Genomic DNA, 15,622 nt, shown 5'->3' on the forward strand with positions numbered 1-15,622 from the left:
GAAACGGATCACTCAGGGGGCGTCACCGTCGTGCAGCCGTATCGCATCTTCCGCATCACGGCCGTGGCCGAGGCGTTCTCCTGGGCGGGCCTGCTCGTCGGCATGTATCTCAAGCGCGTCGCCGAGGTCACCGACATGGGGGTGTGGCTGTTCGGCCGGCTGCACGGGGCGCTGTTCGTGGCCTACATCGTGGCCGCGCTGTGGGTGGCGCGGACCGAGCGGTGGTCGCTGCTGCGCACGCTGGTCGGGCTGGCCGCCTCGATCCCGCCGTTCACGTCGCTGATCTTCGAGCGCTGGGTGGCGCGCCGGCGACCGGCCGAGCGGGCCGCTGAGCCGTCGGCGGCCAATTGAAGCTCAGCTGTCGGCGGCCAATTGAAGCCGAGCCGCCGGCTGCCAGCTGGGGCGGCCGGCCGGGGCGGAGCCGTCGACTGCTTACGGGACCTGATGGCCTGACGCCGCGGGGATGGTGAGTTGCACTTCCCGGCGCTTCTTGGGCGGCTACGGCGTGGGCCCCTCGGGAATGGGTCCGGCCCCGTGGCGTCGTACATTTCCGGAATTGGATTTTTTGTCCTTCTCGGGCCGATCGGCGATCCGCGCCTCCGCCGTTCGGGTGAACCCGCGACCATCATTTCAGCGTCAGATTAAACGTCTTGTCGCGGCCCCCGCCCGACGGGGATTGTCTTTGCGCCGGGTCGGCCACGAGCCGGGTCGACGGGAGCCGGTCCTTGTCGGATATGCCGTTATCGGGGGTGCATATCCGGACCGCTCGAATCGTGGACGCTGCTCGTGGCGACGCCCGCCCATCCGTACGGCAAATCAGGCCGTACGGCTCTTTGTCGTAATCTGATGGTTCCGGCCTCGCGCCCGCCGGATAGACTCCCCGCCGTGAATGCTTGCTAGATGGCAACTTGGGGGCCGACGTGTTGCGCATCCACTTCACGCCGGAGGACGTCGGCCGGGTGCGGATCGCGGGCGAACCCGATCCGATGTGGGAGACCATCTTCAGCGTGTGGCGCCTGCGCCGCCCCGGTCCCGAGCTGATCTACGGCCGCTGGCGCGGGCACGCGATCAAGGCGAGCCGCCGCGACGACCTCGAGCTGCTCCTGCCGCTGGTGCGCGGCGCGTACTACCCCGATTTCCTCACGCCGGCCGAGGGCTCGGCCGGTCTGCAGGCGGCCATCGAGGCGATCAAGTCGACGCCCGCCACCCGCCTCCGCGACGAGCTGGAGGAACTGGTCCGGCACGCCGGCCCCAAGCCGTCGTGGATGGGTCAGCTGGCCGCGGGCGACACCGAGATCCTGGAACGGCTGGCCGGCGCGCTGCGGTCGCAGTACGAGAGCGCGATCTCCCCGTTCTGGGGCGAGGCGCGGGCCCACGTCGAGGCCGAGCGGTCACGGCGGGCGCGGGTGCTGCTCGACCAGGGCGCCGAGGGCCTGCTCGACAGTTTCCGCCCGATGATGCGCTGGGAGCCGCCGGTGCTCGAGGTGGACACGCCGTTCGACCAGACGTTGCAGCTCGACGGCCGGGGCCTGCTGCTGGTGCCGTCGTACCTGTCCTGGGGCACACCGGACACGCTGCGCGACACGACGCTGCCGCCGGTGCTGGTCTATCCGATCGAGCACGACCTGACGCTGCGGCCGGGGCTGCGTCCGGCCGACGGCGCGTCGCTGGCCGCCCTGATCGGCCGCACCCGTACGGCCTTGCTGGAGTCGCTGGGCGACGGGCGCACCACCTCGGAGCTGGCCCGCCGGGTCGGGGTGAGCGCGGCGTCGGTCAGCCAGCACACCGCTGTGCTGCGGGAAGCCCAGCTGATCCAGACCAGCCGGGCCGGCAAGGCGGTCGTGCACACCTTGACGCCGCTCGGAAAGGCCCTCTTGGGGGAGCTGCCCGCCCGTCCCTGATGACGTGCTCGCCATCGCGTTCGGCGGGCCGTGGGCCTGGGCTGAGCCGCGGGGTGATCCGCTGTGCCACAGTCGAGTCGTGTTCGAGACGACTGTCGAAGCGGCGGACGGGCGGGTCACTGTCGTGGCGCGCGACGGCGAGAGTTCCAGCGTGACCATTGTCGAGCGCCGGGCCGGGGCGGAGGCGGCGGGCTGGGTGCCGATCGGCACCCGGTCGGCCGCCGACCTGATCATGACCGTCGACGGCGCGACGGCGGCGCTGACTCCCGGGCCGGGCGGGCTCACCCGCGGCTCGTACCGGGTCACCGCGACCGTCGCGGGCGTGGTCTACGAGCTCAAGCCGTCCAGTGAGGACGACAGCCGGCTGTTCCGCGGCGGGCGCCGGATCGGCGAGTTCCGCCGCAAGGACGACGCCGAGGTCAAGGTGTGGTGGGAGGACGGGGCCGCAGCCGACGTGCGGGACGCCTCGGTGGGGTTCGCGCTGGCCGCCGCCTTCGGCACGGGGAAGATGCGTTTCCTGACGGCGCTGCTGGAGGGCGGCTCCGAGGGCGTCGGCCAGTCACCGGTCATCGGGCCCTGAGGCCAGGGCCGTCGCCCAGGCCGCCAGGTCGACGCGGGGGAGCAGCCGGCCGTCGGGGTCGGCGCCGATCTGCACCAGCGGGCTCTCGTCGAGCCGCCCGGGCGCGGTGGGGCCGGGGTCGTCCTGCTGCCACACCGAGTCCTCGATCGCGCCCAGCCCGTCCACGACGTAGCCGACGTGGTTGCCCTCGTGCTCCACGAGCAGCACCCGGCTCGTGGCCGGGTCGATCGCGGGCGCGCGGCCGACCAGCCGGTTGAGGCAGAACAGCGAGACCACGCTGCTCCGGTGGGTGAAGAGCCCGAGCAGGCCGTCGCCCCCGCCGGTCAGCGGCGACACGTCGGGCGGGTAGGCCAGGATCTCGGCGATCTGGGTCAGCGGGGTGGCCACCTCCCCGCCGGCCCGGTAGGTCAGAAACCGCTCGACGGCGGTGTGCCCGCCCTCGGGCCGGTCGGCGACGGTCTCGGCCCGCGCGGTGTTGAGCCGGCCGAGCGCGCTCAGCGTCTCGTCGCCGGACAGGGCGGCCGGGTCCACCACGAGGTGCTGCCCGTGGCCGGGGATCAGGGTGGCCCCGCCGAACCGGTGCGCGTTGGGCACGCCGAGCGCGGGCAGCGGGTGGATCTGCCCCGGATCCAGCGTCACGATCTCGACGACCTCGGAGACCTGCAGCGCGACGAGCCCGCCGGGATAGCTCCAGAGCAGTCCCTGGGCCCCGTCGGCCGGGCCCAGCCCCAGGCTCTGGGCGAGGTCGACGACGGGCACCCAGTCGTTCATGTACGCCGTCACGCCGCGGCACAGCCCGCCCGTGAGCGGCGAGTCGGTGACCTCCAGCCGGGGCAGCACCGTGTGAACGTCGGTCAGGCTGACCGCGAGCCGGAAGTCGCCGCAGCGCACGAGCATCATCGGGATGCCCGCGCCGGGCGGCGGGCCGGTGTCGTGGCTGCTCACCTCGGCCGGGTCGAGCACCGAGGGCACCCCGGGCAGGCTCAGGATCGCGTCGGCGTCCAGGATGCTGATCACCGCCTGCGTCTCCGGATGCCCGAAGGTGTGCGAGAGGACCAGGTCGTTCCCGGCGTCGCGGGTGTCGTGCCGCTGGTCGTCCGGCACGGTGGCGATGCCGTCGATCCGGTCGGCCACCACCCCCAGCATCCGCCCGCCGGAACTGATGATCACGATGACCGGGGCCGCCCGCTCGCGTTCCTCCCCTTCGAGGTGCTCGGCCAGGTCGAGCACCGGGATGACCACGTCGCGCAGGTTGACGGCGCCGCGCAGCCCCCGGGCGTGGGCCGGGATGGGCGCCAGTTCGCGCGGGCACGGGATCACCTCACGCAGTACGGTCAGCGGCAGCGCCACGGCCGCGCCGCCCAGGCGCAGGAGCCCGTACGTGGTGCGTGCGATCACGGCGGGCAGGCGCCCGCGAGCTGGCCCAGCAGCGCGGTGACCTCGTGCGAGGCGTCCTGCTGGGCGGTGGTGGAGGCGGCGATGCGGCTGATCGCGGCGTCGGTCTGCCGGGCGCTGTCCTGGATCCGGGCGAGCGCGCCGCCGGCCCGGTCGGACACGTCGGCGCCCTCGTCGACGCGCAGGGCCGACTCGCTGATCAGCTTGGCGATCTGGCGGGCCGCGTCGCCCGAGCGTTCGGCCAGCTTGCGCACCTCACCCGCGACGACCGCGAAGCCGACGCCGTGCTCGCCGGCCCGCGCCGCCTCGATGGAGGCGTTGAAGGCGAGCAGGTTGGTCTGGCCGGCGATCTCGCCCATCACCGACACGATGTCGCCGATCTCGCGGGTGGAGGCTTGGATGAGCTTGATGGCCTCGATCGAGCGGTGCAGTTCGGCCGCGCCCTGCTCGGCGTCGCCGGCGGTGCGGCGGGCCAGTTCGAGGGCCTGCCCGCTGGTGCGGGCGATCTCGGTGGTGGCCCCGGCCAGGGCGCTCACGGTGCCGGTCATCTCCGTCGTCTTGGCCTGGACGAGCTGTTCCATCCGGACCTGGGCGGTGATCTCGTTGGCGTACTTGATCACCTTGAACGGCTTGCCGTTGAGGTCGAAGAGCGGGTTGTACGTGGCCTGGATCCACATCTCCCGCTGATACTTGCCGAGGCGCTGGTAGCGGCCGGAGGAGAACTCGCCTTTGTTGAGGTTGAGCCAGAAGTCGCGGTACTCGGGGCTGACGACGTACTCCGGCGGGCAGAACATGCTGTGGTGCTGGCCCACCACCTCGCGCAGGGAGTAGCCCGAGATACGCAGGAAGTTCTCGTTGGCGTGCAGCACGATGCCGTCGAGGTCGAACTCGATGACGGCCTGCGAGCGGTCGACCGCGTTGACCTTCGACTCGAACTCGGCGCTGTGCAGCTTGGGTGCGGTGATGTCGGTGGCGAACTTGACGACCTTCACGACCCGGCCGTCGGCGTCGAGGATCGGGTTGTACGTGGCCTGGATCCAGAGCTCACGTCCGAGCGCGCCGACCCGTTTGTACTCGCCGCTCTGGAACTCGCCGGCACCGAGCCGTTCCCAGAAGCTCACGTACTCCGCCGACTGGGCGTGCTCGGGTTCGACGAACATCCGGTGGTGCCTGCCCAGCACCTGGTCGAGCCGGTAACCCATGAGCTCCAGGAACGTACGGTTGGCCGACAGCAGCTCGCCCTTGACGGTGAACTCCACGACGGCCTGGGAGCGGTCGATGGCGGCGAGCTTGCCCTCGAAGTCGAGGTTGCGCTGCTTCTGCGGGGTGATGTCGTGGGCGAACTTGACCACCTTGACGGGCTTGCCGTCCATGTCGAGCACGGGGTTGTAGGTGGCCTGGATCCACACCTCGGCGCCGGTCTTGCTGAGTCGCTTGTACTCGCCCGACTGGAACTCGCCGCGGCTCAGGTCGCGCCAGAACTCCCGGTAGTCCTCGGTGGCCGTGTACGCGGGGGCGCAGAACATCCGGTGGTGTTTGCCGATCACCTCGTCGCGCTCGTAACCCATCGCGGCCAGGAAGTTGTCGTTGGCGGTGAGCACGTTGCCGCGCAGGTCGAACTCGATCACGGCCTGCGAGCGGTCCACCGCGGCCACCTTGCTCTCGAACTCGGCGTTGCGCAGCTTGGCCGCGGTGATGTCGGTGGCGAACTTGACCACCTTCACCGGCCTGCCGTCGAGGTCGAGGATCGGGTTGTAGGTAGCCTGGATCCACACCTCGCGGCCGCCCTTGCCGAGCCGGCGGTACTCGCCGCCCTCGTACTCGCCGCGGGCCAGCTTGGCCCAGAACGCGCGGTACTCGGCCGAGCCGGCGAACTCGGCGTCGACGAACATCCGGTGGTGGTGCCCGACGACTTCGTGCTCCTGATAACCCAGGGCGCGCAGGAAGTTCTCGTTGGCGGCCAGGATCGTGCCCTGCAGGTCGAACTCGATGACGGCCTGCGCGCGGTCGATGGCGTCGATCCAGCCGACCGCCTCGGCCGAGGCCCGGCGCTCGGCGGTGACGTCCCGCAGGGCGACGACCAGAAGACCTCTTCCCTGCGTACGGGCGGTGGCCCGCCACTGGGCGGTGTTGCCCTCGGCGTCGGGGGAAGTGAACTCCACGACGACGTGCTCGTCGGCGGCCCGGCGCAGTTCGGCCAGCACCGGGGCATCGCGGGCGAACCCGGCGGCCCACTCGGCCGGCGGGCCGGACGTGGCGGTGATCAGCGTGCCGTCGGCGGCCTCGATGACCAGGCCGGTGGTGTCGGCCGTCACCAGGGTGTGGAACGCGCTCGCGAAGCGGGGTTCGGCGAGGAGATCGGTCATCTGGGCTCCCGTACGGGCCGGCATCCGTTCGATGCCTCCGATAGCCCTGTCGGCCGTCCGGGCGCTTTGCTGAACCGCTCAACAATCCGAGTTTTCCCAGGCCACAACGCGGTGAGGCGGATCACGACCGGATCCGGGCCGTACTGGCTAACCTTGCCGGAGCGCCGCCGGTCAGGGCCGTTCGCGGTGACGGTCGTTACAGCGGTTGGAGCTGAGCGCCGCCACAGGCTAGCGTGTCGATGTCTTTAAACCTATGGGCTTTGTGGGTTTTCGAGATCGTCGACTGTCAAGGTGCGGTGTGATTGAGATCAAGGGGCTCCGGAAGACGTACCGGGCCAAGGGGCGGCGCGACCGGGAGGTCGTCGCGGTCGACGGTGTCGATCTCACCGTCGGCGAGGGCGACGTCTACGGCGTGCTGGGCCGCAGCGGCGCGGGCAAGAGCACGCTGCTGCGCTGCGTCAACATGCTGGAGCGCCCCGACGCCGGCACGGTCTCGGTGGGCGGGGTCGAGCTGACCGCGCTCAACCGGCGGGGGCTGCGCCAGGCCCGGCACGGCATCGGCATGATCCACCAGCATTTCGCGCTGCTGTCCTCCCGTACGGTGGCCGGGAACGTGGCCTTTGCCCTGGAGGTCACGGGCGTGCCCCGCGCCGAGCGCCGCACCCGGGTCGCCGAGTTGCTCGACCTCGTCGGGCTCAGCGAGCGCGCCGACGCGTACCCGAGCCAGCTCTCCGGCGGTCAGAAGCAGCGCGTCGGCATCGCCCGCGCGCTCGCCGCCCGGCCCAAAGTGCTGCTCTCCGACGAGGCCACCTCGGCGCTCGACCCCGAGACGACCGAGTCGATCCTGCGCCTGCTGCTCGACCTCAACCGCCGCCTGGGCCTCACGATTCTGCTCATCACCCACGAGATGACAGTGGTCAAGCGGATCTGCCAGTCGGCCGCCGTGATGCGCGACGGGGTGTTCGTCGAGTCCGGCGCGGTCACCGACCTGCTGCACCGGCCCGACTCCGAGCTCGCCCGCGACCTGTTCCCGCTCGATCCGTTCACCGAGCTTCCCGGCCGGACCGTGGTCGACGTGTCGGTCAGCGGTGCGGACGCCGACATCCCGTTGCTCACCGAGGTCGCCCGCACCCTCGATGTCGACGTGCACGTGCTCAGCGGCTCCGTCGAGACCCTGGCCGCGGGCCGGGCCGGCCGGTGGCGCCTCGCGGTGCCCGGCGACGGGGCCGCGGTCATCCACCACCTGCGCTCGCGGGGCGCGGTCGTCGCAGTCGCGGAGGCGTCGTCGTGACCTGGTCCGAACTGTCCGACCTGCTGATCGTCGGCCTGCAGGAGACGGCCTGGATGGTCGGCGTCTCCACCGTGCTCACCGCGATCGGCGGACTGCTGCTCGGCGTGCTGCTGGTGCTGACCGCGCCCGGCGGCCTGCTGGCCGCCCCGGTCGTCTCGTCGGTGCTCGGCTTCGTCGTCAACGTGGCCCGCTCGCTGCCGTTCATCATCCTGCTGGTCGCGGTCATCCCGTTCACCCGGGCCGTGGTCGGCACGACGATCGGCACCGACGCCGCGATCGTCCCGCTGACCATCGGGGCCATCCCGTTCTTCGCCCGCATCGTCGAGGCGGCCCTGCGCGAGGTGCCGCCCGACGTGGTCGCCGCGGCCACCGCCATGGGCGCCACCCGCACCCAGATCGTCGGCAAGGTGCTGCTCCGCGAGGCCCGGCCCGGCCTGGTGGCGGGCCTGACCATCACCGTGATCGCGCTGGTCGGCTATTCGGCCATGGCCGGGGTGGTCGGCGGCGGGGGCCTCGGCGATCTGGCCATCCGGTACGGCTACCAGCGGTTCGAGACCGAGGTCATGGTGGCCACCGTCGTGGTCCTCGTGGTCTTCGTGCAACTGATCCAGATGGCGGGCGACGTCCTCGTCCGCCGGCTCTCCCACAAATAAGAAAGGTCGACCATGCGCCGCTCACTCGCCGCAGTCGTCACGTCCGCCGCTCTCCTGCTGGGACTCGCGGCGTGCGGAGGCAATGACAGCGAGGCCGCATCCTCCAGCGACACGCTGAAGGTCGGGGTCAGCCCCGTGCCGCACGGTGAAATCCTCAAGTACGTCGCCGACAACCTGGCCGCCAAGGAGGGCCTGAAGCTGGAGATCGTCGAGTTCAACGACTACATCCAGCCCAACGTGGCCCTGCAGGAGAAGCAGCTCGACGCCAACTACTTCCAGCACATCCCCTACCTGGAGGAGGAGGTCGCGTCCAAGGGCTACAAGTTCACCGCGCTCAAGCCGGTGCACATCGAGCCGCTCGGCGTGTACTCCAAGACGGTCAAGAGCCTGAACGACGTACCGGCCGGGGGTGTCGTCGGCATCCCGAACGACCCGTCCAACTCGGGCCGCGCGCTCAACCTGCTCGCCGCCAACGGGCTGCTCACGCTGAAGGACGGCGTCGGCGTCAAGGCCACCGAGAAGGACATCACCGGCAACCCGAAGAACCTGACGTTCAAGGCGCTGGAGGCGGCCCAGCTGCCCCGCAGCCTGGAGGACACGGCGGTCTCGGTGATCAACGGCAACTACGCGATCGAGACCGGGCTCAAGCCCGCCACCGACTCGCTGGCCCTGGAGAAGGGCGAGAACAACCCGTACGCGAACCTGGTGGTGGTCCGCACGGGCGAGGAGGGCGACGAGCGGGTCGTCAAGCTGGAGAAGCTGCTGCACTCGCCCGAGGTCAAAAAGTTCATCGAGGACAAGTACCAGGGTTCGGTGCTCCCCGCGTTCTGATCGTCAGGGGTGCGCCCGGCAACGTGGTCGGCAGGCCCGGACCCTGACCGGCCTGGGCCACGCCACCTACGACCCGGGCGACGCGGACGCCGCCCGGTCCTCCGCCGAGCGGGACCGTGCGGTGTGCCGCGAACACGGCATCCCCGTGCTCACGGACCAGCGTGGCCGGGCCCGGGCAACCGAGTCGTCACCACGACGATCCGCGGCGCGGCTGCACCGGTGTTCACGAGGGTGTGGGGGCCGCTTCGGCGGTGGTGTAGCGGTGGCTCAGCCGGCGGTAGGGGCGGCTGCGCAGGGCGACGGCGGTGGCGATGAGCCCCAGCACCCCGGTGATCATGAAGACCAGGGCCAGGCCGCGGGCGGCGCCGGTGCCGAACCAGGAGCCGATGAGCCGTGCGCCGGCCCCGTCGGTCATGAACGGGATGAACACGAACTGGGCCACCGGCGAGATCAGGAACGCGGTGAGCGGTGACGCGGCCTGCTCGACGCTCTGGGCGAAACCGAAGACCCGGCCCTGACGCTCGTACGGGACCACTCGCTGCAGGATCGTCTGCTCGGCGGCCTCGGCGTAGGGGACCACGAGCATGTATGCGTACAGGCCGACGGCGAGCCAGATGATCGATTCGCGCAGCGGGAAAAGCAGCGTGACGGTCCAGCACACGACATTGATCATGAGCAGCAGCCAGACCGGGTTCTTGCCCAGGCCCGTACGGGCGACGAGCAGGCCGCCGACGATGAAGCCGGTGCTGAGCGCGCCCCACAGCAGGCCCCAGCCCTGCACCGACATCATCGAGAGCCCGTACGCGTCGAGCAGCGCCATGAAAACGCCGCCGAGCAGGTTGTTGAACGCCGAGAAGATGATCAGGGCGGTCAGGCCGGGCACGCCGGCGATGACCTTGATCGTGCCCCGCAGATCGATCTTGCTGGTCGTGTCGTCCGGCTCGCCGGCGGCCGCCGCGGCCCCGGCCGGCACCCGCACCGAACCCAGGTGCACGAGCGAGAGCGCCAGCACGACGATGCCCAGCACGAGCACCCAGAACATGCCGCCCAGCGCCACCAGCAAACCGCTGATCACCGAGGTGACCAGGAACGACACCCCCGACGCCGTACCCACCAGCCCGTTCGCCCGGTCGCGGGTGCCCTCCGAGATCAACGCCGTGACCATGGTCGGCAGTGCGATAGTGCGGATGTTGCCCGCGATCACCCCGACCATGAGCAGCACGATCAGCCCCCACAGGGGCACACTGGCCGGATCCCGGAACTCCTCGCGCGGCGTCAGCTGATAGAGCACCAGAGCCAGCGCGTACGTGGTCAGCGAGACACCCGCCGAGACCTGCATCATCAGCTTCTTGGGGTGGTGGTCGACCAGGCTGCCGAACCAGATCCCGGTCAGCGCCGTCATGACTAGGAAGACGCCGGAGATGACACCGGTGGCGAAGACCGAGCGGGTCTCCAGATAGGTGTAGAAGGTGATCGCGAACCAGACGGTGAAGTTCGTGACCGACACCAGCAACGTGTTGACCAGCAGGTGATAGAAGACCCGCACGTGACCCTGGATGACCCCCATGGCCCCGACCTTATGACTTGAAGCACCCTTCAGGTCCACCGCCACCGGGGTGTATGACTGGATGGCCCGGTGAAGGAGGCTGCATGTTCGACCATTTTGTGGTCTCGGTCGTGGTTTGCCCGGTGCTGGTGGCGCTGACCGTGCGCTGGCTGGCCGGCCGCCTGCGCCCCGAGGCGGCCGTCACCGTGCTGGTCGTCTCGATCGTCACCGCCGCCGCGGCCTGCCTGGTCAGCCTGGCCGCCTTCGCGCTCAAGGCCGTGGCCGAACTGCACCCGGTGGCGGTCCGGCTCGGCTTCTCCGACGCGGTGGTGCGGGCCGACACGTCACGCGAACCGTGGGCGCCCGGCCTGTCCGTCGTGCTGCTGCTGGTCGCGGTGGCCGGCCTGACCCGGGTGTGGCGCCGGCACCGCCGGGAGGACGCGGTCGCCGCCGAGTTCCGCGGCCTGCCGGTCGGCACCGACCGGGTCGCGCTCATCGACGACACCCGCGCCGAGGCCTTCGCCGTGCCCGGCACACCCGGCCGTGTGGTGGTCACGACCGGCATGCGCGCCGCGTTGAACGACCAGCAGTACGGCGCGCTGCTCGCCCACGAGCGGGCCCACCTCGATTCCCGGCACCACCAGCTGGTGCTGCTGGCCCGGCTGGCCGCCGCCGTGCATCCCGCGTTCCGGTGGGTGACCCGCCGCATCGAGTTCCTGGTCGAACGGGCCGCCGACGAACGCGCGGCCGAACAGGTCGGCGACCGCCGGGTGGTGGCCACGGCCATCGGCGCCGCGGCGCTGCGCGCGACCCACACCCGGGCCGGCCTTCCGATCACCCCGGCCCGTCAGGACCTGCGCGCCGCGGGCGTCGTCCCCCGTCGCGTGGCCTCGTTGCTGGCGCCCCGCTTCAGCGCCGGGCTGCTGACCCTGGTCGCCGTGCCGGTGTCGGTGGCCGCCGCCTCGGTGATCTGGACCGGCGAGTGCGTGGCCGACCTGGGCGAATTGCTGTACGCGGCCGGCATGCTGCACTGACGCCGGGCGCGGTGCTGGTCGACCGGACGCCCTCGGGTCAGCGGAACAGGTCGAGGTCGACCGCGGCCGCGATGGCTTCCATGCCGGCGTCGTTCGGGTGCAGGCTGTCGCCCGTGTTGTAGCGGCTGTTGTACCGCTGCGGGTCGTTGGGGTCGTGGATCGCCGTGTCCAGGTCGATCACCGCGTCGCAGCCGCTGCCGTCGCCCTTGATGAACTCGTTGACCGCGGCCCGGCCGGCCTCGCCTTGCTCCGACCAGTAGTCGGTCCCCTTGTACGGGGTCAGCGTGGCGCAGAAGATCTTGATGCCGGCGTCGTGGCTGCGCTGGATGAGCTGCTGCAGACCCTGGATGAGCTGCTCGCCGCCGGGCGGGTTGCTGTCGCCGAGGTCGTTGATCGCGGCGTCCGAGAAGACGACCCACTTGACCCCGGTTTGGGCGAGCACGTCGCGATCGAAGCGGTTGACAGCGCTCTGTCCGGCCCCGTCCTTGAGGAGCATGTTGCCGCTGATGCCCGCATTGAGCACGCCGACGTTGCGGTTGGCCGCGATCAGCCGCCGCGCCAGCTGGTCGGGCCAGCGCCGGTTCTCGCCGAAGGTCGAGTCGTAGCCGTCGGTGATCGACGCGCCGAGCGTCACGACCGCGCCCTCGGACTCCGGGTTCTGCACGTCCACGCCGGCCAGGAAAGCGTAGTTGTCGAACGTCTGCGCGCCCGACAGCGTGGCCCGGGTCGCCTGGTTGCCCGCGGCCACGTAGTTGTGCCGATTCGCGAACGCATGCTGTGTCACCGAACCGATCCGCTCGGGAACATACGCGGTGACCGCGATGTCGGCGCCCGCCGGCAGGGCGAACTGAACAGGGTCGCTCACCGCGGTCTGGCCGGCCTCGACCGTCACCGAGTCGTTGCCGTTGAACGTCACCTGCGCGTTGGTGCTCGCGTCGACGGTGTTCGCTTGCAGATGCTGGGCGAGGTGCACGGCGCTGACGGTCAACGGGTCACTGCCGAACTCGTTCGACAACCGAACGCGTACGGTGTCACCGCCGATGCTCGTGCGCAGGATCTGCCGGACCGTCTGCCGCTCGAAACCGCGCCCGCCGTTCTGCACGGCCACCGCCCAGCTGCCCGTCCAAGGCGTCTCCGCGGGGCTCGCCCCGGCGCCGGGTGTCGCGCTGTTCGCGCCGGTCGGGGTCGCCTCGTTGCCGTTCTCGTTGCCGCCGGCGTCCCGCTGCACGTACACGACCACCGCCACAACCAGGACCACGAGGGCCGCCACGACCGAGATCGTCGTCTTCCGGGTCCAGTTCACCGCGCCCACGGTACTGGGTCGGCACATCCCATCCGGCATCGGCTGAGCTGGGAGATTGCTGATAGTGGGCTGGGTCACGAGTCGTTCCCACCATAAGATCAAGAGCTTGATGTCCCGGCGGGGTGGTGGGTGACGACCGTCGCTCCCGCGGGGGCCCGGGCGGGTTCCGCTGGCCGCTGACGCGTCCAGAACGCGCAACCCACCCGGGCGACCTGCGTGAATGGTGACGCTCAAACCCCGTCCGGCTTGACCGCGATCACCGCGCCGTTGGCGCCCGGGGCGTCGAAGGGCACGGTCCGCACCTCGGTGAAGCCGGCGCCGGTCAGCCGCTGCCCGTACTCGGCGTCCGAATAGTTGCGGCCGCCCTCGGTCTCGACCAGCATGTTCAAGCCCATCAAGGCGGCCGGGGCCGGGCCGGTGCGCTCGGCGTTGAGCAGCAGTTCCGAGACGACCACCAGGCCGCCCGGCAGCAGAGCCTCGTACGCCTTGGCCAGCAGCTCCCGGTTCGTCGCCTGGTCCCAATCGTGCAGGATCATGCTGAACAGCACGACATCATGACCGTCCGGCAGATGCGTGTCAGTGAGGAAGTTGCCCGGTCCGTGCGCGGCGCCACGCCGATCCGGTGCCAGGGAAGATACGTACGCTGGTCGCAGTAGGAAACCTGACCGCCGAAATAGTACGGCTTGCCGCGCACGAGAAACTCCTCGGCCAGCGGGCTGTTGCGATAGCCGTCGCCGTCCTTCTCCAGCAAACCCCAGCGACGCGCACGCCGCGAGCAGCAGATCGGCGGGGCGTTCGGGCAGGCCCAGCTCCGCCTCGGCCTGCGCCACGGTCAGCGTACGGCCACTGTGGAGCTTGGTGAACAGGTCGAGCTCGACCGCGGCCGCGAACGTCTTGAAACTCCAGAACCGGTTACGGGACTCATCAGGGGCGTCGGCGTCAACATCCCTCGGTCTTTCCCGGAATCGGTTAGTCTGGCCGACTTCTTTCTTCACGCTCAGACGGAGGTGCGCGATGGGTGACTACCCGCCGCAGGTCACGCAACGGTTCGTCGGCTCGGCCGAGCAGCACCGATCGGCGCTGGTGGGGGAGCGTCCCCGGCGCTGGTCGTCGATCGTGATCGTCGACTACGACCCGGCCTGGGCCGGCCGTTTCGAGGCCGCCCGCGCCGACATCGCCCGGGCGCTCGGCTCGCCGGTGATCGAGCACGTGGGGTCCACTTCGGTACCCGGGCTGGCGGCCAAACCCATCATCGACATCGACGTGCTGCTGGACGACACGGCTGACGAATCGCTCTACGTGCCCGCGCTCACCGCCATCGGCTACCGGCTGGTCCTGCGCGAACCCTGGTGGTCCGGCCACCGCATGCTGCTCGGCGGCGACGAAGACATCAACTTGCACGTGTGGCCGCACGACGCCGCCGAACCGATCAGGCACCGCCTCTTCCGCGACTGGCTCCGCACCCACCCGGACGATCGCGACCTCTACGCCCGCACGAAACGCCGCCTGGCAACGGAAGCCGACGACTACAACATGGCCAAGTGCGACGTCATCGACGAGATCTACACCCGCATCTTCGCCACCCCAGCCTGACCCCCGCTCCGAGCCCCACCACCCGGCCTGACCCACGCTCGCTTCTCCCGCGCCACGGCCCGATCCACGCCCGCGTAGCCCGGGCCGTCGCACGGTTCACGGCCGCGCCACCCGCGCCGTCTACGCCCGCGCCACCCGCATCGCCCACGCCCCGCCGTCTACGTCCGTGCCGCTCGCATCGCCCACGTCCGCGCCGTCCGTGCCGTCTACGCCCGCACCACACATGCCACCGCCGCCCGTGCCACCGACGTCCGCGCCGCCACGCCACCTACGTCCGCGCGACCTACGTCCGCCTCGCCCGCGTCTTACTTACACCCGTGTCCTCGGCGTCACCCCTGATCTATGCCCGCGTCTTCTGCGCCACCACTAGATACACCGTGAAACCGGCGACGACCGGCCCCGCTTCGAGCCTTTGCAACCACCTGTCCCCGTACGCCGGGGCGACGCATCCGTCCGCGATCGCGCGCTCGGTGTTGCGGCGCAACGCCAGGATGCGGTCCGCCGTGCCGAAATCCCGGAACAGCATCGCCACGGCCTCGGCGCTGCGGACCTCGAACCCCGCCGCGATACACAGCCGGACCAGGTCGCGCCCCATGCTCGGATTGCGCACCCGCCCGGCCGTACAGCGAGCGATACCCCGGCTGGTCTCGAGATCCTCGTCGGCGACGGCCAGGGTGTCCCAGTCGGGTTCGGCTGCCGCGAACAGCCCGCCCGCCTTGAGCACCCGTGCAGCCTCGTTGACGGCTTGACCAGGTGAATCAACATGTTGCAGCACCCGATCAACCCTCGCGCGGTCAACACAAGCGTCGGCCAGCGGCAGCGCCGCCAGATCCGCCCGCCGAAGCCGGCCCCCCGGATGCCGCCGCCCGGCCTCGGCCAGCATCGCCGGGTCCCGATCGACCCCGATGACGGCTCCCGCGGATCCGGCCGCCTCGCCGAGCGCCCCGAGATCGGTTCCCGGCCCGCACCCGAGATCCACGACGGTATGGCCTGCCCGGACATCGAGCAGCCGCAGCAGCCGGCCCTTGTAGAGCCGCCCGACATCGGTGGCGGCGGCGTCATCCATGTACGCGATCTGATCGGTCACGCGTCACCCCGCCGCGTTGTGATCCGGCGGGACCTGCTCGCG

The 15,622-nt window shown here is 70.6% G+C and carries 13 protein-coding genes and 1 pseudogene; 8 read left to right on the forward strand and 6 right to left on the reverse strand.

The window, feature by feature from the left end; all coding sequences use genetic code 11:
• Positions 1 to 30: 30 nt before the first annotated feature.
• The 3 genes from BKA14_RS06445 (at position 31) to BKA14_RS06455 (ending at position 2,481) form a co-directional block, all read left to right on the forward strand.
• On the forward strand, positions 31 to 351 hold the full coding sequence (locus BKA14_RS06445; RefSeq protein ID WP_184950000.1) for a DUF3817 domain-containing protein: 321 nt from the start codon (positions 31 to 33) through the stop codon (positions 349 to 351).
• A 557-nt stretch (positions 352 to 908) separates the two neighbouring features.
• The gene (locus tag BKA14_RS06450) at positions 909 to 1,901 is read left to right on the forward strand and encodes an ArsR/SmtB family transcription factor (protein WP_239092443.1); all 993 of its coding nucleotides are present in this window, start codon (positions 909 to 911) and stop codon (positions 1,899 to 1,901) included.
• Between the two features lie 79 nt (positions 1,902 to 1,980).
• Positions 1,981 to 2,481 (forward strand): hypothetical protein, encoded by a 501-nt coding sequence (locus tag BKA14_RS06455; protein ID WP_239092442.1) that lies wholly within the window; start codon positions 1,981 to 1,983, stop codon positions 2,479 to 2,481.
• Here the strand turns inward: BKA14_RS06455 and BKA14_RS06460 are convergent.
• Positions 2,461 to 3,879: a chemotaxis protein CheW gene (locus tag BKA14_RS06460; RefSeq protein ID WP_184950001.1), complete on the reverse strand. Its 1,419-nt coding sequence runs from the start codon at positions 3,877 to 3,879 to the stop codon at positions 2,461 to 2,463. The two genes, BKA14_RS06455 and BKA14_RS06460, sit on opposite strands and share 21 nt — an antisense overlap.
• Positions 3,876 to 6,242: a methyl-accepting chemotaxis protein gene (locus BKA14_RS43630; protein WP_184950002.1), complete on the reverse strand. Its 2,367-nt coding sequence runs from the start codon at positions 6,240 to 6,242 to the stop codon at positions 3,876 to 3,878. Before BKA14_RS43630 ends, BKA14_RS06460 begins: the two co-directional genes overlap by 4 nt.
• Positions 6,243 to 6,540: 298 nt before the next feature.
• Between BKA14_RS43630 and BKA14_RS06470 the strand changes: the two genes are divergently transcribed.
• Genes BKA14_RS06470 through BKA14_RS06480 form a run of 3 tightly spaced genes read left to right on the forward strand, consistent with a single transcriptional unit; the run spans position 6,541 to position 9,017 of the window.
• The gene (locus BKA14_RS06470) at positions 6,541 to 7,533 is read left to right on the forward strand and encodes a methionine ABC transporter ATP-binding protein (protein WP_239092441.1); all 993 of its coding nucleotides are present in this window, start codon (positions 6,541 to 6,543) and stop codon (positions 7,531 to 7,533) included.
• Complete coding sequence (locus tag BKA14_RS06475) at positions 7,530 to 8,186, forward strand: methionine ABC transporter permease (RefSeq protein ID WP_184950004.1); 657 nt, start codon at positions 7,530 to 7,532, stop codon at positions 8,184 to 8,186. Before BKA14_RS06470 ends, BKA14_RS06475 begins: the two co-directional genes overlap by 4 nt.
• 12 nt (positions 8,187 to 8,198) lie before the next feature.
• Positions 8,199 to 9,017 carry a MetQ/NlpA family ABC transporter substrate-binding protein gene (locus tag BKA14_RS06480; protein WP_184950005.1) on the forward strand — a complete coding sequence of 273 codons (819 nt, stop codon included), beginning with the start codon at positions 8,199 to 8,201 and terminating at the stop codon, positions 9,015 to 9,017.
• Between the two features lie 223 nt (positions 9,018 to 9,240).
• Here BKA14_RS06480 and BKA14_RS06485 read toward each other — a convergent pair whose 3' ends face one another.
• Positions 9,241 to 10,584: an MFS transporter gene (locus tag BKA14_RS06485; protein WP_184950006.1), complete on the reverse strand. Its 1,344-nt coding sequence runs from the start codon at positions 10,582 to 10,584 to the stop codon at positions 9,241 to 9,243.
• Positions 10,585 to 10,667: 83 nt separating this feature from the next.
• Between BKA14_RS06485 and BKA14_RS06490 the strand changes: the two genes are divergently transcribed.
• A complete protein-coding gene (locus BKA14_RS06490; protein WP_184950007.1) occupies positions 10,668 to 11,597 on the forward strand; it encodes a M56 family metallopeptidase in 930 nt (309 codons plus the stop codon).
• Positions 11,598 to 11,634: 37 nt separating this feature from the next.
• Here BKA14_RS06490 and BKA14_RS06495 read toward each other — a convergent pair whose 3' ends face one another.
• Positions 11,635 to 12,900, reverse strand: a complete 1,266-nt coding sequence (locus BKA14_RS06495; RefSeq protein ID WP_184950008.1) for an SGNH/GDSL hydrolase family protein — start codon at positions 12,898 to 12,900, stop codon at positions 11,635 to 11,637.
• Positions 12,901 to 13,130: 230 nt separating this feature from the next.
• Positions 13,131 to 13,846: pseudogene (locus tag BKA14_RS06500) on the reverse strand (methyltransferase).
• A 68-nt stretch (positions 13,847 to 13,914) separates the two neighbouring features.
• Here BKA14_RS06500 and BKA14_RS06505 point away from each other — a divergent pair.
• Complete coding sequence (locus BKA14_RS06505; protein WP_184950009.1) at positions 13,915 to 14,493, forward strand: GrpB family protein; 579 nt, start codon at positions 13,915 to 13,917, stop codon at positions 14,491 to 14,493.
• A gap of 340 nt (positions 14,494 to 14,833) precedes the next feature.
• Here BKA14_RS06505 and BKA14_RS06510 read toward each other — a convergent pair whose 3' ends face one another.
• Positions 14,834 to 15,580 (reverse strand): methyltransferase domain-containing protein, encoded by a 747-nt coding sequence (locus BKA14_RS06510; RefSeq protein WP_239092440.1) that lies wholly within the window; start codon positions 15,578 to 15,580, stop codon positions 14,834 to 14,836.
• Between the last annotated feature and the right edge of the window lie 42 nt (positions 15,581 to 15,622).

Source organism: Paractinoplanes abujensis, assembly GCF_014204895.1.
In the GTDB taxonomy this organism is placed as follows: Bacteria; Actinomycetota; Actinomycetes; order Mycobacteriales; family Micromonosporaceae; genus Actinoplanes; species Actinoplanes abujensis.